Annotated in this window: 18 protein-coding genes; 10 read left to right on the forward strand and 8 right to left on the reverse strand. The window is 51.1% G+C overall.

From position 1 onward, the window contains the following. Nucleotides 1–7: 7 nt before the first annotated feature. The gene (locus tag GFC06_RS15610) at nt 8–598 is read right to left on the reverse strand and encodes a fimbrial protein (protein WP_153690346.1); all 591 of its coding nucleotides are present in this window, start codon (nt 596–598) and stop codon (nt 8–10) included. A gap of 525 nt (nt 599–1,123) precedes the next feature. Between GFC06_RS15610 and rimL the strand changes: the two genes are divergently transcribed. Next, nucleotides 1,124–1,669: a 50S ribosomal protein L7/L12-serine acetyltransferase gene (gene rimL, locus GFC06_RS15615; RefSeq protein ID WP_153690347.1), complete on the forward strand. Its 546-nt coding sequence runs from the start codon at nt 1,124–1,126 to the stop codon at nt 1,667–1,669. Here the strand turns inward: rimL and ydcK are convergent. Then, the gene (gene ydcK, locus GFC06_RS15620) at nt 1,661–2,641 is read right to left on the reverse strand and encodes a YdcK family protein (RefSeq protein ID WP_153690348.1); all 981 of its coding nucleotides are present in this window, start codon (nt 2,639–2,641) and stop codon (nt 1,661–1,663) included. The two genes, rimL and ydcK, sit on opposite strands and share 9 nt — an antisense overlap. A gap of 113 nt (nt 2,642–2,754) precedes the next feature. Here ydcK and tehA point away from each other — a divergent pair, with 113 nt between their 5' ends. From tehA to GFC06_RS15635, 3 genes are all read left to right on the forward strand, one after another. Further along, on the forward strand, nt 2,755–3,756 hold the full coding sequence (gene tehA / locus GFC06_RS15625; protein WP_109017821.1) for a dicarboxylate transporter/tellurite-resistance protein TehA: 1,002 nt from the start codon (nt 2,755–2,757) through the stop codon (nt 3,754–3,756). Beyond that, the gene (tehB, locus tag GFC06_RS15630; protein ID WP_016156592.1) at nt 3,756–4,352 is read left to right on the forward strand and encodes a tellurite resistance methyltransferase TehB; all 597 of its coding nucleotides are present in this window, start codon (nt 3,756–3,758) and stop codon (nt 4,350–4,352) included. Before tehA ends, tehB begins: the two co-directional genes overlap by 1 nt. A gap of 155 nt (nt 4,353–4,507) precedes the next feature. After that, the gene (locus GFC06_RS15635; RefSeq protein ID WP_047417362.1) at nt 4,508–5,182 is read left to right on the forward strand and encodes a DUF3313 domain-containing protein; all 675 of its coding nucleotides are present in this window, start codon (nt 4,508–4,510) and stop codon (nt 5,180–5,182) included. A gap of 34 nt (nt 5,183–5,216) precedes the next feature. Here the strand turns inward: GFC06_RS15635 and GFC06_RS15640 are convergent, their stop codons facing one another. Beyond that, nucleotides 5,217–6,125: a DMT family transporter gene (locus GFC06_RS15640; RefSeq protein WP_153690349.1), complete on the reverse strand. Its 909-nt coding sequence runs from the start codon at nt 6,123–6,125 to the stop codon at nt 5,217–5,219. A 184-nt stretch (nt 6,126–6,309) separates the two neighbouring features. Here GFC06_RS15640 and GFC06_RS15645 point away from each other — a divergent pair, with 184 nt between their 5' ends. Continuing rightward, complete coding sequence (locus GFC06_RS15645; RefSeq protein WP_153690350.1) at nt 6,310–7,179, forward strand: AraC family transcriptional regulator; 870 nt, start codon at nt 6,310–6,312, stop codon at nt 7,177–7,179. Here the strand turns inward: GFC06_RS15645 and GFC06_RS15650 are convergent. Continuing rightward, entirely contained in the window at nt 7,162–8,328 is a 1,167-nt protein-coding gene (locus GFC06_RS15650; RefSeq protein WP_153690351.1) for a benzoate/H(+) symporter BenE family transporter, read from the reverse strand. The two genes, GFC06_RS15645 and GFC06_RS15650, sit on opposite strands and share 18 nt — an antisense overlap. A 105-nt stretch (nt 8,329–8,433) precedes the next feature. Between GFC06_RS15650 and GFC06_RS15655 the strand changes: the two genes are divergently transcribed. Beyond that, entirely contained in the window at nt 8,434–8,970 is a 537-nt protein-coding gene (locus GFC06_RS15655) for a helix-turn-helix domain-containing protein (RefSeq protein ID WP_153690352.1), read from the forward strand. A 79-nt stretch (nt 8,971–9,049) separates the two neighbouring features. Further along, entirely contained in the window at nt 9,050–11,011 is a 1,962-nt protein-coding gene (locus tag GFC06_RS15660) for a peptidase U32 family protein (RefSeq protein WP_019076832.1), read from the forward strand. A gap of 3 nt (nt 11,012–11,014) precedes the next feature. Here GFC06_RS15660 and GFC06_RS15665 read toward each other — a convergent pair whose 3' ends face one another. The 4 genes from GFC06_RS15665 to GFC06_RS15680 all read right to left on the reverse strand — a co-directional run bounded on the left by GFC06_RS15665 (nt 11,015) and on the right by GFC06_RS15680 (nt 13,973). Beyond that, nucleotides 11,015–11,245: a DUF2554 family protein gene (locus GFC06_RS15665; RefSeq protein ID WP_016153158.1), complete on the reverse strand. Its 231-nt coding sequence runs from the start codon at nt 11,243–11,245 to the stop codon at nt 11,015–11,017. 189 nt (nt 11,246–11,434) lie between these two features. Further along, the gene (locus GFC06_RS15670) at nt 11,435–11,560 is read right to left on the reverse strand and encodes a DUF2474 domain-containing protein (RefSeq protein ID WP_003020230.1); all 126 of its coding nucleotides are present in this window, start codon (nt 11,558–11,560) and stop codon (nt 11,435–11,437) included. Continuing rightward, a complete protein-coding gene (cydB, locus tag GFC06_RS15675; RefSeq protein WP_049282401.1) occupies nt 11,560–12,570 on the reverse strand; it encodes a cytochrome d ubiquinol oxidase subunit II in 1,011 nt (336 codons plus the stop codon). Before cydB ends, GFC06_RS15670 begins: the two co-directional genes overlap by 1 nt. Then, entirely contained in the window at nt 12,570–13,973 is a 1,404-nt protein-coding gene (locus GFC06_RS15680) for a cytochrome ubiquinol oxidase subunit I (RefSeq protein ID WP_047417372.1), read from the reverse strand. The genes cydB and GFC06_RS15680 overlap by 1 nt, the downstream gene beginning before the upstream one ends. Nucleotides 13,974–14,236: 263 nt before the next feature. On the opposite strand from GFC06_RS15680, the gene GFC06_RS15685 reads away from it, so the two are divergent. The 3 genes from GFC06_RS15685 (at nt 14,237) to GFC06_RS15695 (ending at nt 16,375) form a co-directional block, all read left to right on the forward strand. Then, on the forward strand, nt 14,237–14,425 hold the full coding sequence (locus GFC06_RS15685; RefSeq protein ID WP_049259794.1) for a type II toxin-antitoxin system HicA family toxin: 189 nt from the start codon (nt 14,237–14,239) through the stop codon (nt 14,423–14,425). Between the two features lie 31 nt (nt 14,426–14,456). Continuing rightward, nucleotides 14,457–14,873 carry a type II toxin-antitoxin system HicB family antitoxin gene (locus GFC06_RS15690; protein ID WP_131341011.1) on the forward strand — a complete coding sequence of 139 codons (417 nt, stop codon included), beginning with the start codon at nt 14,457–14,459 and terminating at the stop codon, nt 14,871–14,873. A gap of 92 nt (nt 14,874–14,965) precedes the next feature. After that, nucleotides 14,966–16,375, forward strand: coding sequence for an aminotransferase-like domain-containing protein (locus GFC06_RS15695; RefSeq protein ID WP_153690353.1), 1,410 nt, complete (start codon nt 14,966–14,968; stop codon nt 16,373–16,375). The last annotated feature ends 3 nt before the right edge of the window (nt 16,376–16,378 follow it).

Raw genomic sequence — 16,378 nt, forward strand, 5'->3', positions numbered from 1 at the left:
AGATGAATTAATAATAAGCGACGCGGTAATCAGCAGTTGCCTTACCGTAACCTTCGGTAATATTGGAAGCTGTTCTCACATATACAGCTTTGTAGTTAAAGCTGTGATTGCCATCACCGGTAGATGGACTTATGGAGGACAGCGAGACCGCACTGCTGCTTGCATCAGTCCGATCGGTGGTGAAGTTGATAGGTGTACTTTCGCTTTCGCGATAAATACGGATACCTACGCCACCAGCGGCGTCGCTGCCGCTATCAATCGCCAGGGCAGTTTTATCTGTTGCGTCAGTATTGTTGCCGCTAAATTCAAGGTTAACGCTACCTAGTTGAGAGGTACAACCGGTGAGATCAATATGGAAATTAGTCGCAGAATTTGCAGCCTCATTACCGATGGTAGCTCCGAAATCTGCAACGTCGACAGTTTGCAGGGTTACAGTTTGATCGTTTTGCCCCTCACTTGAACCCTGGACCAGATCACAGGTAGAAGCCGTAATTAAACCAGTAAAATGTACTTTACCTGCAGGTGTATCCGCATAACTTACAGAAGAAACACCTGCCAGCAACACAGAAAGTGCTGGGATAATAAATTTAGCTTTCATTTAATAAAATTCCTTTTTCTATTTAAAAAAATGAATAGTTTAGGGGGGTAATTAACCAATCCTATTGGTGTTTTGTATATTATATCTTATTGCGCGGTTTGTATTTGTACATATAATGAATTGTGATTTTAGAAAAATTAATTTGAATTAAATATTCATGGTGTTTTGTTAGGTGAATTATTCATTATGTAAATGATATTGGGGTTGATCATTGTTAAATATAATTCCCTTGGTATACAAAGTTTTAATTTACTAACCAATTGTTTTAATTGCGCGATCAATTGCTGCGGCTCGCGGAAAAACCTTGCGTTTGTTAATTTTTTGGTGTCTGTTTTTTTATAAAGCATGAATATCCAGACTGCCTAAATTAAATGAGAAAATGGATTTATTGAGTCGAACTATCTTCTGGCCTTCTGATAAACATTCAGCATACTATACTTTTTGTGCCCCACGACACACTCTCTAGCTGAGCTGGAGGGCCTCGTCGTTAATCGGGATGAGTAAACGACCGCAAAGGATAACAACATGTCAGAAGTGATTACCATCAATGACACGCTGGAACTGCGTGCCGTAGAAGAGCAACACGTCACGCCTCTGCATCAGTTGGTGCTTAAAAATAAAAGCTGGCTCCAGCAGTCGCTGAACTGGCCGCAGTTTGTTGCGTCTGAGGAGGACACCCGCAAGAATGTGCAGGGCAATATGATGTTGCACCAGCGCGGTTACGCCAAAATGTTCCTGATTTTTGCTCAAGAAAATGTGGTCGGGGTTATCTCGTTTAACCAGATAGAACCGCTGAACAAAGCGGCTTATATCGGCTACTGGCTGGATGAGGAGCATCAGGGTCAAGGCATCATGTCCCAGGCGCTACAGGCCTTAATCCATCATTATTCGCAGCGTCAGGAGATTCGCCGCTTCGTGATTAAATGTCGCGTAGAAAACGTTGAGAGCAACCAGGTGGCTCTACGTAATGGCTTCCAACTGGAAGGATGTATGCAACAGGCGGAATTCCTTAATGGTGATTACTATGATGTGAATCTCTACGCCCGCATCATTGATGGCTCTTCAGAATAAACCTGCGATAGGCGTGCGCGTAATGCGCTGTTCACCGTTAATCACTTTCGGTCCGCGTAGGTGAATGGTATCGCCATCAAACGCCTGGATATGCGCCTGACCGGTTATCTCAATGTGATGCTCGATCAGCACTTCGCCCAGCACGCAGACGTGGCCTTCAATCAGGATGTGGTCGTCTAACTGGAGCGGTCCACCGCGTAATTGCGCATGGCCGCCGACCAGCACGTGGTGTTTCAGCACGCAGTTACCTTCAACTATCGCGTGCTCCGCCACCTGCGAGCTGTAGCGTAGGGTAGGTATGGCATCTTCTTCACTCCCGGCGACGACGCGCGCATATCCATAGACTTTGGCGCAATCGCAAATCCAGACATTGTTCTCTTCATTACCTTCCACCTGTGCGAAATCAAAAACTTCCGCCCGATGTTCAATAAAGGCATAGTTGATTTTCGCATCGCCATAGATCTGCGCCTGATGCACCACTCGTGAGTGGCTGACAAAAGCCCGATCATAAATTTGCAGGAACTGGTCGCTTTCACGGGTTAGCCCCCTGGCGGCGATGATTTCAGAGTCACACACCACGCGCGCATCACCAAAGACAAGGCACTCGCCGCGAACCACAGAACCCTGAATGGTGACGTTGTCACGTATTTGCGCATTATGACTGATTTCAGCCTGGTCAATCCACACGTCATCGCTAATTTGCGCGCCATCTCTGACCACGCTTGCCTGTGTAATGCGGGCGTTTCCTGTAATCGTCGCGCCGGAAAATGCGAGCGCGTTTTCATCGTAAATCCAGCAATCACCGCTTTGTGACAGCACGCTTTCATTGTCGATCCAGCCACCGGGCGTACCGGCCTGGACATCATTAAAATCAGTGAGCGCAATGATTTGGCGTAGTAATACGCTTTTTTTATTGCCATTATCCTGGTAACTAAAGGATCGAGACTCATCGCTGAGACGATATTTGGTCATAGCTCATTTCCATGTTGCGCACCTTAGTTAAACGTAGCAAAGTTTTCCGCACTGGCTAAATCAGCGGAAATTCCATAAAATGCATTTCAAATATACTTTAAAAAATAAACAAAATGAGTAAGAACAAGCAGAGTGAGCGGGTCCTCAATCTTCCGGCCGGTTATTTTGGCATGGTACTGGGCATCATTGGGATGGGGTTTGCGTGGCGTTATGCCAGTCAGGTGTGGCCAGTGAGTCACTTGATTGGCGACGGTTTAGTGATCCTCGCAATGGTCATTTGGGGGCTGCTGACGCTGGCCTTTCTTAGCCGTTTACTGCGATTTCCGCAGAGCGTATTGGCGGAAATTCGTCACCCGGTGATGAGCAGCTTTGTCAGTCTGTTTCCGGCCACAACGATGCTGGTCGCGATTGGTTTTGTCCCGTGGTATCGACCGCTGGCGATTGGGTTGTTCAGCATTGGCGTGGTGATACAGCTGGCCTACGCCGCCTGGCAAACGGCAGGGTTGTGGCGTGGATCGCATCCAGAGGAAGCCACCACGCCGGGTCTGTATCTGCCGACCGTCGCCAATAACTTTATCAGTGCAATGGCCTGTGGCGCACTGGGTTTCAACGACGCAGGATTGGTGTTTTTGGGCGCCGGGGTTTTTTCCTGGCTCAGTCTGGAGCCGGTGATTCTGCAACGTTTACGTAGCTGCGGTGAGTTGCCTGCGGTGTTACGTACTTCACTTGGCATTCAACTGGCGCCTGCGCTGGTCGCCTGCAGCGCCTGGCTTAGCGTCAACGGCGGCGAGGGCGATACGTTAGCCAAAATGTTGTTCGGCTATGGTCTGCTGCAACTTTTGTTCATGCTACGGCTCATGCCGTGGTATTTGTCACAGCCATTTAATGCGTCTTTCTGGAGCTTCTCGTTTGGCGTGTCGGCTCTGGCAACAACAGGGCTGCATCTGGGCCACGGTAGCGAGTCAGGATTTTTTCATACGCTGGCGATCCCACTGTTTATTTTTACCAATTTTATCATTGCATTATTACTGGTACGTACGTTTGCATTGCTGATGCAGGGGAAACTGCTCATCCGCACGGAGCGTGCTGCATTACTGAAATCTGAGGATAAATAATGACCCTTTGCGACGAAAACTACTTTACTGAGAAATACGATTTAACTCGTACGCATTCCGATGTTGTTGAAGCGGCAAAAATTGTTAAGCCAGGTAAAACGTTAGACCTGGGCTGCGGTAACGGTCGTAACAGCCTGTACCTTGCGGCAAACGGTTATGACGTGACAGCATGGGATAAAAATCCCATGAGCATCGCTAACCTTGAGCGTATCAAAGCGGCGGAAGGGCTGACCAATCTGCACGCGAACGTCGCGGATCTCAACGCATTACGCTTTGATGGCGAATATGATTTTATTCTTTCTACCGTTGTGCTGATGTTCCTTGAAGCCAAAACTATCCCTGGCCTTATTGAAAATATGCAGCGTTGCACTAAACCGGGCGGATATAACTTAATTGTCGCGGCGATGGATACCGATGATTTTCCGTGTACCGTGGGGTTCCCGTTCGCGTTTAAAACCGGAGAATTGCGCAACTATTACAGCGGATGGGATCTGCTGAAATATAACGAAGACGTGGGTGAACTTCATCGTACGGATGAAAACGGTAATCGAATTAAACTGCGCTTTGCCACAATGCTGGCACGCAAAACTGCCTGAACCTCCCGCCTGGGTTAACTCTTTCTGCGCTCAGCATTTTTTGTGCCGGGCGTAGAGAGAAAATTGTGCGGTGTTTACCATTTTTAGTACATCCAAAATGAAACGGTTTTGCTATCCTTTTTAAGCATCATTGCGAAAACTAAAGGGATCGTTTCATGCGTACTCAAACTTTATTTAAAGTTGCAGTGCTTACTGGCTTGTTGGCATTATCCGGCTGTGCGTCAAAAGTGACCGCGCCGGATAAATATTCTGGGTTTTTAAAAAATTACTCTGATTTGAAGGAAACACAATCAGCATCGGGACAAACCGTACTCCGTTGGGTTGATCCGAGCTACAACGAATCCAAATATGACAACATTGTATATAACCCGGTAACGTATTATCCGGTTCCTAAACCTACCACGCAGGTAGGGCAGCAGGTTCTTGATCAACTGCTGACCTACACCAATACCCAGTTGAAATCCGCCATCAGCAAGCGTAAGCCCCTGGTTACTACCCCTGGGCCACGTAGCCTGATTTTCCGCGGAGCGATTACCGGTGTTGCAACAAGCAAAGAAGGTCTGCAGTTCTATGAAGTGATCCCGGTTGCGCTACTCGTTGCGGGAACACAAATGGCAACGGGTCACCGTACCATGGATACCAACCTCTATTTCGAGGGTGAGTTGATTGATGCTGCGACCAATAAACCGGTAATTAAAGTTGTACGTAAGGGTGAAGGTAAAGATCTGAGCAACGAAAATACGCCGATGACATTCGAAACGTTGAAGAAAGTTGTTGATGACATGGCGACGGATGCCACCATGTTTGACGTGAACAAAAAACCACAATAATAATCAACGCACCATCTCAGGATGGTGCGTTTTTTTATGCCACCCGGCGTCGATAGAATAGTTTACCCATCAGCACTTCTGGTCGGGCAAACATCACCATATTCCCCAGTAAAATCAATACTAATCCGGCAATAGAGTTAACTTGCCAGACGTATCCTTCATACAATGTTGACAGCGTTAGCGCAACCAGCGGGAAAAGCAGGGTGCTGTATGCCGCCCTACTGGGACCAATGCGACCTACCAGTGTGAAATAAGCGCCGAAAGCAATCACTGAGCCAAAAATAGCCAGATATAACAGCGCGCTGAGATAGCTGAATGTCCACTGTGGCGTAAAATTGTCCCCGCGCATCAGCGCAATGGCAGCGATCAACAGCGTGCCGTACAGCATGGCCCAACTGTTGGTCGTTAACACTTCCAGCCCTTTTTTCTGGTGACGCATGCTGATCATATTACCCAATGAGAAACCGAAGGTTCCAAGGGCGCTTAAGCCGATACCCAGCAGCAAGGAATGATTGAATCCGCTGTTGAGCAAATCCTGCCAGAACAGAGTCACAATGCCCGTCAGTCCAAGACCGGCTGCTATATAGAAACGCAGCGGTGGTTTTTGCCCAAAAAAGATGAAGCTATTGACCGCATTGAACAGGACGGCCATTGAGAAAATCACCGACTCCAGGCCGGTATTAATCCAGGCCGCAGCCGTATAAAAACACCAGAAGTTGAAGCAAAAAACGCATCCACCCTGTAACAGACAAAACAGATGATCGCGACCAGACAGTTTGCGTAATTTACCGCTAACCAGCAGGATCACTATCATCAGCGAACTGGCAACGGCGAAGCGCCAAAAGATAGAAACCGGCGCAGAAACCGGGCCCTGCTGCAAATAAATCGCAATCCATGTCGTTCCCCAAATTACCACCACCAGGCAGTACAACAGTGCGTTCATACAACTCTCTCTTTTTTGGATTCAGGTTCACACTGTGTCATGTCTGGCGGCAGGAGGCTTTCATCGGTTTGCGGCGGACTTGCAAAATCTTGCGCTTTTTTAGCGTAAAAGCGAAAAGGAAGCTGTTAACAATATGTGGCTGTTATAGACTGAAAGCCTGCTAACTTATTTTGAATGTGATGGTATGCCTCAGCCCTACGATGCCTTTGAAAACTTACGCAAACATAATGCCGTGCTGCATGAATCGGTTGCGTTACATTCAGGGATCCAACTGGCGGCCTGGTCAAACAAGCGCGATACTATCACCCAGTATTGCGATCACCATACGCTCAGTTTATATATCGCGGATGGCTACGAGAGTTACCACAAAACGGCGGGGGGCTGGAAGAATGGCGGCGGACCGGACCGTTTTTGCCTGATGCCGAAAGAGAGCGAGTCAAGTTGGGATATCCGCGACGATCTTTCCTTTGTTCATCTCTATTGTACCGACGAACATCTGCGCGAAGTGGGGGAAAAAGTCTGGGATAAAAGCCCCTATAGCTTCACGCTGGACGAGCACACGTTTGGCAGTGACCCGGGGATCACGGCGGTTTACCGTCAGTTTCTGCTTGATAACGACTGGCAGCAACCGGCCAATCACCTCACACTCAGCGCGGCATCTTCGCTACTGTTAACGCATCTGATCCAGCATTACAGCAACGTTCAATGGCGACTGCCCACCGTCACCGGGGGACTCGCGCCCGTCACCTTGCGTAACGTGCTGGCCTATATTGACGCGCATCTGGCGTACCCAATCACCCTGAACGATCTGGCTAGCGAGGCGGCGCTTAGCGAATTCCATTTTGCCAGAATGTTTCGCCAGTCGATGAATATGGCACCGCATCAGTACGTGATGCAACGTCGTATGGCGCTGGCGCAGCATCTGGTCTGTTACACTTCACGCAGTTTGTCAGATATTGCGATGACCTGCGGATTCAGTTCGGCAAGCCATTTTAGTAACCGGTTTAAACAGGTAACCGGTAAAACGGCAACGCAGCTACGTGCGGCGAAATAACGTCAACACGGCGTAGCAGATACCGCCGACGACCAGCCCCCAGAATGCAGATCCAACCCCCAATAACGTCAGGCCGCTGGCCGTGACCAAAAACGTAACGATGGCTGCGTCGCGTTCCGCTTCATTATGCAACGCCTGATACAAACTACCGCTAATTGTCCCGAGCAAGGCCAGACCGGCCAGCATCTGGATCCAGCTTACGGGTAGTGCCGCCATTAGTCCTGTGACTGAACCGCCAAACACCCCTGCCAGAAGATAGAAGACGCCAGCCGCGGCGGCGGCGAGCCAGCGTCGTTTGGCATCAGGATGCGCTTCGGGACTTTGGCAAATTGCGGCGGTTATGGCGGCAATGCAGATGGAGTAGACACCAAACGGCGAAAACAGCAGCGCCAGCAGGCCGGTAAAGATAATGAGCGGTGAAACGGGTAATGAATAGCCCGACGCATTCATAGTGGCAATACCTGGGGCATTTTGCGAAGCCATGGTAACCAGAAACAGCGGCAGCGCAATGCTGATACTGTGGGCAAATGAAAAGTGTGGGGCAATAAACGCAGGCATGACCGGCGATAAATTCACTCCGCTTGTGACAATGTCACCTTTTATTAGCGCGATAGCGATACCCGCCAGCATCGCGGCGATCGTCGCGTACCGTGGGGCTGTGACTTTAAATACCAGCCATGCCACCAGCATACTACCGCACAAAATAAGCTCACTGTTGAGGCTATTAAAGGCCTGCAGACCAAAGCGCAGCAGGATCCCGGCCAGCATGGCTGATGCCAGTGAGTGGGGGATTATTTTCATCAGACGGGCAAACAATCCGGTTATGCCGCACAGCACGATCAACGCATTAGCCACGATAAAAACGCCGATAGCATCCTGAATCGATACCCCGTGCAGACCCGTAACCAGCAGCGCGGCGCCAGGTGTTGACCAGGCCGTGAGCACAGGAGCGCGATACCATAACGTCAGCGCCAGCGTACTGACGCCCATTGCAATCCCCAGTGCGGTCATCCAGCCCGCGATTTGATCGGTGGTCGCACCTGCGGCCAGGGCCGCTTGCCAGATAATGGCAGCCGAGCTGGCGTAACCGACCAGGACAGCCACAAACCCCGATAATACGGTGGGCAGTGGGATGGAAAATGCGCGCATAGTCACTCCGTGTGCGTTATAACGGTCAATCAATGTAGCACTGTGCGTTATAGCGTACAAGTGCTAAGCTGTAGCCTTGAGAAAGGAGAGTCAGGAAGGCGAAAAATGGAAAACTTAACCCACTATCTGGCCACAACGCTCCGCACGCTACGTCACCAGCGGGAATGGAGCCTGTCACGTTTGGCGGAGGAAACCGGCGTGTCAAAAGCCATGTTGGGGCAGATTGAGCGCAACGAATCCAGCCCAACGGTGGCGACATTGTGGAAAATTGCCACCGGACTGAACGTGCCATTCTCGACGTTTATTTCACCGCCAGAGTCAGACGGCGCACCAACATTCGATCCCCAGCAGCAGTCGATGGTCGTCACGCCATTGTTTCCGTGGGACCCACAGCTGTGCTTCGATCATTTTTCGATACAGCTGGCACCTGGCACACTCAGTGAATCGACTCCGCATGAAACCGGCGTTATAGAGCACGTGGTGGTGATAAATGGGCTGCTGGATATGTGTATTGAGGGGCAGTGGCGCACCATGAAATCCGGCGAGGGGGTGCGTTTTGCGGGAGACAGGGCGCATAGCTACCGTAACAGTAGCGAACAAACGGTTCACTTTCATTCCCTGATCCATTACCCGCGCGGTTAATCGGGAAAACTATTCCGAAAAGCCGCGCTTGTGACTACAATAGCCGCCATTTTTACCACTTGTGGATGGTAACAACTGTATGCGCCAGCAGCCTCATCACCTTGAATTGTTAAGCCCGGCCCGGGATACCGCCATTGCACGTGAAGCCATTTTGCACGGCGCTGACGCCGTTTACATTGGCGGACCGGGTTTTGGCGCGCGTCATAACGCCAGTAACAGCCTGAAAGATATCGCCGAACTGGTGCCGTTTGCGCATCGTTACGGGGCGAAAATCTTTGTGACGCTAAATACAATCTTGCATGATGATGAGCTGGAGCCCGCACAGCGATTAATTACCGATCTGTATCAGACCGGCGTTGATGCCCTGATTGTGCAGGATATGGGGATTCTGGAGCTGGATATTCCTCCCATTGAGCTGCACGCCAGCACCCAATGTGATATTCGCAGCGTCGAGAAGGCGAAGTTTCTTTCTGACGTCGGATTCACCCAAATTGTCCTCGCGCGCGAACTGAGCCTTGAGCAAATAAACGCCATCCATCAGGCTACGGATGCGACTATTGAATTTTTCATTCACGGTGCGCTGTGCGTCGCCTATTCAGGCCAGTGTTATATTTCACATGCGCAAACCGGACGTAGCGCTAACCGCGGTGACTGTTCTCAGGCTTGTCGCCTGCCGTATACCCTGAAAGACGATCAGGGGCGCGTGGTGTCCTATGAAAAACATCTGCTGTCGATGAAAGATAACGATCAGACCGCCAACCTCGGCGCGTTGATTGACGCAGGCGTGCGCTCCTTCAAAATTGAAGGGCGCTATAAAGACATGAGCTATGTGAAGAATATTACCGCGCATTATCGTCAGATGCTGGACGCCATAATTGAAGAGCGCGGCGATCTTGCCCGTTCTTCAGCCGGGCGTACCGAACATTTCTTTACTCCATCCACGGAAAAGACCTTCCATCGCGGCAGCACCGATTATTTTGTGAATGCCCGTAAAGGGGATATCGGCGCATTCGACTCACCAAAGTTCATCGGTCTGCCGGTTGGCGAAGTCCTGAAGGTGGCAAAAGATCATCTCGATGTTGAGGTAACAGAACCGCTGGCCAACGGGGATGGTCTGAACGTGTTAATCAAGCGTGAGGTCGTCGGATTTCGCGCCAACACCGTTGAAAAAACGGGGCACAATCGTTATCGGGTGTGGCCGAATGAAATGCCCGCCGACCTGCACAAAGTGCGCGCCAACCATCCGCTGAACCGCAATCTCGATCATAACTGGCAGCAGGCGTTGACCAAAACCTCCAGCGAACGCCGCGTCGCGGTCGATATTGAGCTGGGCGGCTGGCAGGAACAGTTGATCCTGACGCTCACCAGTGAGGAGGGGGTGAGTATCACCCATACGCTGGACGGCCAGTTTGAGGAAGCGAACAATGCAGAAAAAGCGTTGAGCAACCTACAGGATGGCCTGGCAAAACTGGGACAAACGCTGTATTACGCCCGTAATATTCAGGTGAATCTGCCGGGAGCATTGTTCGTGCCTAACGGTCAACTGAATCAGCTGCGACGTGAAGCGGTCGACATGCTGGATGCCGCTCGTTTGCAAAACTATCAGCGCGGTCGCCGTAAACCGGTTGCCCAGCCGGCGCCGGTTTACCCGCAAACGCATCTGAGCTTTCTGGCTAACGTCTACAACCATAAAGCGCGAGAGTTTTATCACCGTTATGGCGTGCAGTTGATTGATGCCGCCTATGAGGCGCATGAAGAAAAGGGCGATGTGCCGGTGATGATCACCAAACATTGCCTGCGTTTTGCATTTAACCTGTGTCCGAAACAGGCGAAAGGAAATATCAAAAGCTGGAAAGCCACGCCGATGCAGTTGGTTAACGGCGATGAGGTCCTGACGCTGAAATTTGATTGCCGACCGTGCGAAATGCACGTGATCGGCAAGATGAAACATCACATTCTGAAGATGCCGTTGCCGGGCAGCGTGGTGGCTTCCGTCAGCCCTGAAGAACTGCTGAAAACGTTGCCAAAGCGTAAAAGCTAACGGTTAGCTCTGATGTGTATCGGGTTTGCGTGATTTTTGCCAGTAATGGTGTTCGCGAAGATCGGCGGCGGATTCTTCCGCCGTCATTCGTAGTTCATCGCTGTCGGCTGTGTGTCGTAATAAGTGATCGGCATCCTGCACCTGAAGATATTCATGTCCCTGATTAGTAGCGAGAAGCTGACCGGAAAAAAGCGCGCTGGCCAGCAATAACACCGTTAACCCTTTCTTAAACATCATGCACCCTCTGGTACGTTAGCTGCGGAATTGACGATAATTTCGCCAGGTGACTATTCAATATTTTAATCGGGTTAATGACAATCTCTGTTTTGTCATTTCGATGTTTTTTACATTTTTGTTTAGATAACGTTGGGATTTGTCACAACCGGGCAGTGCAGCGCTGCCCGGTTGTTATCAGGGAGAGAATCAGGATTTAAATCCGGCGGCCGTCATCAGGAGACGAAAGAACATACCAACGGCGGCCAGGGCCAGCACGCTGCCGCCCCAGAGGATCACCAGCCACATCAGGCGTTTCCAGATTGTCTGTTGCATCAATGATACCCCTCACCATGTTGAACTTTGCCGCGGAAAACGTAGTAGCTCCAGAAGGTGTACACCAGGATTATCGGGATAATCAGCAGCGCGCCAACCAACATAAAGCCCTGACTCTGCGCCGGAGCTGCCGCCTGCCACAGCGTAATGGACGGTGGAATGATGTGGGGCCAGATACTGATCCCCAGCCCGCTGAACCCGAGAAAAATCAGCCCCAGCGTCAATACAAAAGGCAGCGTATGGCTGTTTTGCTGACCCAGCGAACGCCACAGCCAGAGGCTAATCAGCGCAACCAGGAGCGGAACCGGCATCAGGAACCACAGATTGGGCAGGCTAAACCAACGATCGGCAATGGCGCTGTGCGCCAGCGGCGTCCACAGGCTGATAATGGCAATAACAACCAGCATCGCCAGCAGCAGTTTTCTTGCCACGCAGCGCATTTTATCCTGCAACGGATTTTCGCTTTTCATCACCAGCCATGTTGCCCCCAACAGGGCGTAGGCTACAACCAGGCCCACGCCGCAGAACAGGGTAAAGGGGGTCAGCCAGTCGAAAGGACCGCCGCTGTAGCTGCGTCCGGTGACGGAAAATCCATTGAGTACGGCACCGACCACAATACCCTGAGTGAATGTCGCGAGGATTGAACCGCCGAGAAAAGCTTTATCCCAGAATGGTCGATGCACCGGCGTGGCTTTGAAGCGAAACTCAAACGCGACGCCGCGAAATATCAGGCCGATGAGCATCAGGGTCAACGGGATCGTCAGCGCATCGACAATCACCGCATAGGCCAGGGGAAAAGCGCCGAATAATCCGGCGCCACCCAACACCAGCCAGGTTTCATTACCGTCCCATACCGGGGCGACGCTGTTGACCATCACATCGCGGTCATCCGCATCCGAAATCGCAGGGAATAAAATACCGATCCCGAGATCAAAACCGTCCATCACGATATACATCAGCGTGGCGAACACGATAATTACAAACCAGATAACTGATAAATCGATACCCATTAGCGGTGTGCCTCCGGTTGAGAATCGAGAACGACAGCAGAAAGCGGCCGCGCCGGCGTGCCTGTTGGTGGAATGGTCGGCTCATCTTCCTGTGGTCCTTTGCGGATCAGGCGGATCATGTAGCTGTAACCCACGCCAAACACCGAGCTATACACCACAAAGAAAGACAGTAGGCTGATGCTCATATGTAAATCACCATGTGCGGAAACCGCATCCGCCGTACGTTGCAAACCGTAAACCACCCACGGCTGACGGCCAACTTCGGTGGTCACCCAGCCAGCAAGGATGGCAATCAGACCGGAGGGGCCCATCCACAATGCAAAACGCAGGAAAGGACGTGAGGTGTATAGCCGCTGCTTATAACGCAGCCACAGGGCAAACGCGCCCAGCAGGATCATCAGCATGCCTAACCCTGCCATAATGCGAAACGACCAGAACACGATGGTGGAATTGGGCCTGTCTTCCTTCGGAAATTCTTTTAACGCCGGGACCTGTTTATCCAGACTATGAGTCAGGATCAGGCTGCCCAGCGCCGGGATTTCCAGCCCATAGCGGGTGCGCTCCTGCTCCATATCCGGCCAGCCGAACAACAGCAGCGGGGTCGGTTCACCGGGCGGATTTTCCCAGTGTCCTTCAATCGCCGCAATTTTTGCAGGCTGATGCTTCAGCGTATTCAACCCGTGCATATCGCCAATTAAGGCCTGCAGCGGAGCGACGATTAACGTCATCCACAGCGCCATTGAAAACATAGCGCGAATTGCTGGCGTGCTATTACCGCGCAATAAATGCCATGCGGCTGATGCCGCGACAAACAGCGCGCTGCTCAGGAAGGCGGCAACGGACATATGCAGCAAACGATAAGGGAATGACGGATTGAAAATCACGGCGAACCAGTCGACGGGAACGACTTGCCCGTTAACAATTTCATAGCCCTGTGGCGTTTGCATCCAGCTGTTGGAGGCGAGGATCCAGAAGGTAGAAATAATAGTACCCAGCGCAACCATACAGGTCGCGAAGAAGTGAAGCCCTGGGCCAACCCGATTCCAGCCAAACAGCATTACCCCGAGGAAGCCTGCTTCGAGGAAGAAGGCGGTTAATACTTCATAGGTCAGCAGCGGCCCGGTGATGCTACCGGCGAACTCAGAAAAACCACTCCAGTTCGTGCCGAACTGATAAGCCATCACCAGCCCGGAAACCACGCCCATACCAAAGTTTACGGCGAATATTTTCGACCAGAAATGGTATAGCGAGCGCCAGGTCGGATTTTTCGTTTTTAACCATAACCCTTCGAGCACCGCCAGATAACTGGCGAGGCCAATGGTAATCGCCGGAAAGATGATGTGAAAGGATACCGTAAACGCGAACTGGATCCTCGCCAGGTGAAACGCGTCAAGACCGAACATGCTTAGCTCCGCAGGCAAAATTGATTTAGCGCAATTCTAAGGCTGCGAAGCAATGGAAGGCAGAAACAGAACAGTTCTTTTTAACCATAACAGTTGTCGTGCTGTTATAGGTTAGCCTGGCTGATATGAAATCTGGAACCTGGATTCCTGTTATTGAATCGCGTCCTCCCCACGCGAGTGATTTTACGCTATCACTAGCGAGGTAATGAAAAGGTAATCATAAATGTTTACTTTGTGCGTATAATAGACGACAGGGAGGCGCAGTGAAGCAAAGTGAGTTCAGACGCTGGCTTGAATCTCAGGGAGTGGCTGTTACAAACGGCTCAAATCATCTGAAGTTGAGGTATCAGGGAAGGCGTAGCGTTATGCCCAGGCATCCTGGTGATGAAATAAAAGAAGCCTTGCGAAAATCGATCCTGAAGCAGCTTGGCTTACAGTCATCATCAATATGAGGTTAATTATATGAGAGATTTTGAAAAAATCATGCGTTATCCCGTTAATCTAATCCCCGCCGTGGAAGGTGGATTCGTGGTTTCTTTCCCGGATATTCCTGAAGCATTAACTCAGGGCGAAACCCGTCATGGGGCTTTGCAGGCTGCGCAGTCTGCATTGGTGACCGCTTTTGAATTCTATTTCGACGATAACGAACCGATTCCTTTACCTTCGGCGGTTGGCGCTGAAGGTGACTATGTGGAAATCCCCCTGAGCATTGCGTCGAAGGTTCTTTTGTTAAATGCCTTTCTTGAATCAAAAATCACCCAGCAGGAGCTGGCAAACAGGATTGGCAGGCCTAAGCAGGAAATTACCCGTTTGTTCGATTTAAAGCACGCGACAAAAATTGATGCTGTGCAAATAGCTGCACGCGCCTTAGGCAAGGAGCTGTCAGTAACAATGTTGTAAAACTGTTAACTATAACAGTTATAAAAAATGCCCTGATTATGTAAACTGATATATACAGTGCGTGTCACCGACACCGATTATCAGGACGAAAAATGAAAAAATACCAGCGACTGGCTGAGCAAATTCGCGATCAAATCGCGTCTGGCGTATGGCAGCCCGGCGATCGCTTGCCATCCTTGCGCGAGCAGGTGGTCAGCAGCGGCATGAGTTTTATGACCGTCGGACATGCATATCAGTTGCTGGAAAGTCAGGGCCGGATTATCGCCCGGCCGCAGTCGGGTTACTATGTTGCCGCGCGCCCTGAACGTGAGCTGGCAGCGCCGCAGGCGCAGGTGATGCGCGATGAAGCGGTGGATATCAACACCTATATTTTTGATATGCTGCAGGCCAGCCGGGATGCGTCAGTGATGCCATTTGCCTCTGCATTCCCCGATCCGCGTCTGTTTCCCCTCCAGCAGTTGAACCGCTCGCTGGCGCAGGTCAGTAAAACCGCGACCGCCATGAGCGTGATAGAAAACCTGCCGCCGGGAAATGATGAGCTGCGCCATGCCATTGCCCGCCGCTATGCTCAACAGGGGATGACCATTTCACCTGATGAAATTGTCATCACTACCGGTGCGCTGGATGCCCTCAACCTGAGCCTGCAGGCGGTTACCGAACCGGGAGACTGGGTAATTGTCGAAAACCCCTGTTTCTACGGGGCGTTGCAGGCCCTGGAGCGATTACGGCTGAAGGCGCTTTCGATTGCCACCGACGTGAAAGAGGGGATCGATCTTACCGCGCTGGAGCAAGCGTTGCAGGAGTATCCGGTAAAAGCCTGCTGGCTGATGACCAACAGCCAAAATCCGTTGGGCTTTACGCTCAGCCCAGAGAAAAAGGCGCACCTGGTCTCATTGCTGGAAAAATATCATGTAATGCTGATAGAAGATGATGTCTACAGCGAGCTGTACTTTGGTCGCGAAAAACCACTGCCTGCCAAAGCCTGGGATCGCGCCGACAGCGTTTTGCATTGTTCGTCTTTCTCGAAGTGCCTGGTGCCCGGATTTCGCGTGGGCTGGGTGGCGGCCGGGAAGCATGCTCGACGTATTCAGCGACTCCAGCTCATGAGCACGTTATCCACCAGTTCCCCCATGCAGCTTGCGCTCGTGGATTATCTGTCAACCCGGCGCTATGACGCGCATCTGCGCCGCTTACGCCGTCAACTGGCGGAACGCAAACAGCAGGCCTGGCAAACGTTGCTGCGCCATCTTCCGGCGGAAGTCAAAATTCACCATAACGACAGCGGCTATTTTCTGTGGCTGGAACTGCCAGAACCGCTTGATGCAGGCGTGCTCAGCACCCAGGCACTGGCGCACCATATCAGCATTGCACCGGGAAAAATGTTTTCGACCTCGGGGAGCTGGACTCGTTTCTTTCGCTTTAATACCGCATGGCACTGGGGAGAGCGTGAGGAACAGGCTGTGAAACAGCTGGGAAAATTAATTCGCGAGATGATGAAATAAAAC

Origin of the sequence: Citrobacter braakii (assembly GCF_009648935.1) — a bacterium.
Classification (GTDB): Bacteria; Pseudomonadota; Gammaproteobacteria; order Enterobacterales; family Enterobacteriaceae; genus Citrobacter; species Citrobacter braakii.

Excerpts from the sequence above, each read along its gene's own strand:
- GFC06_RS15610 (WP_153690346.1), bottom strand. The coding sequence starts at position 598 with ATGAAAGCTAAATTTATTATCCCAGCACTTTCTGTGTTGCTGGCAGGT.
- rimL (WP_153690347.1), top strand. The coding sequence starts at position 1,124 with ATGTCAGAAGTGATTACCATCAATGACACGCTGGAACTGCGTGCCGTA.
- ydcK (WP_153690348.1), bottom strand. The coding sequence starts at position 2,641 with ATGACCAAATATCGTCTCAGCGATGAGTCTCGATCCTTTAGTTACCAG.
- tehA (WP_109017821.1), top strand. The coding sequence starts at position 2,755 with ATGAGTAAGAACAAGCAGAGTGAGCGGGTCCTCAATCTTCCGGCCGGT.
- tehB (WP_016156592.1), top strand. The coding sequence starts at position 3,756 with ATGACCCTTTGCGACGAAAACTACTTTACTGAGAAATACGATTTAACT.
- GFC06_RS15635 (WP_047417362.1), top strand. The coding sequence starts at position 4,508 with ATGCGTACTCAAACTTTATTTAAAGTTGCAGTGCTTACTGGCTTGTTG.
- GFC06_RS15640 (WP_153690349.1), bottom strand. The coding sequence starts at position 6,125 with ATGAACGCACTGTTGTACTGCCTGGTGGTGGTAATTTGGGGAACGACA.
- GFC06_RS15645 (WP_153690350.1), top strand. The coding sequence starts at position 6,310 with ATGCCTCAGCCCTACGATGCCTTTGAAAACTTACGCAAACATAATGCC.
- GFC06_RS15650 (WP_153690351.1), bottom strand. The coding sequence starts at position 8,328 with ATGCGCGCATTTTCCATCCCACTGCCCACCGTATTATCGGGGTTTGTG.
- GFC06_RS15655 (WP_153690352.1), top strand. The coding sequence starts at position 8,434 with ATGGAAAACTTAACCCACTATCTGGCCACAACGCTCCGCACGCTACGT.
- GFC06_RS15660 (WP_019076832.1), top strand. The coding sequence starts at position 9,050 with ATGCGCCAGCAGCCTCATCACCTTGAATTGTTAAGCCCGGCCCGGGAT.
- GFC06_RS15665 (WP_016153158.1), bottom strand. The coding sequence starts at position 11,245 with ATGTTTAAGAAAGGGTTAACGGTGTTATTGCTGGCCAGCGCGCTTTTT.
- GFC06_RS15670 (WP_003020230.1), bottom strand. The coding sequence starts at position 11,560 with ATGCAACAGACAATCTGGAAACGCCTGATGTGGCTGGTGATCCTCTGG.
- cydB (WP_049282401.1), bottom strand. The coding sequence starts at position 12,570 with ATGGGTATCGATTTATCAGTTATCTGGTTTGTAATTATCGTGTTCGCC.
- GFC06_RS15680 (WP_047417372.1), bottom strand. The coding sequence starts at position 13,973 with ATGTTCGGTCTTGACGCGTTTCACCTGGCGAGGATCCAGTTCGCGTTT.
- GFC06_RS15690 (WP_131341011.1), top strand. The coding sequence starts at position 14,457 with ATGCGTTATCCCGTTAATCTAATCCCCGCCGTGGAAGGTGGATTCGTG.
- GFC06_RS15695 (WP_153690353.1), top strand. The coding sequence starts at position 14,966 with ATGAAAAAATACCAGCGACTGGCTGAGCAAATTCGCGATCAAATCGCG.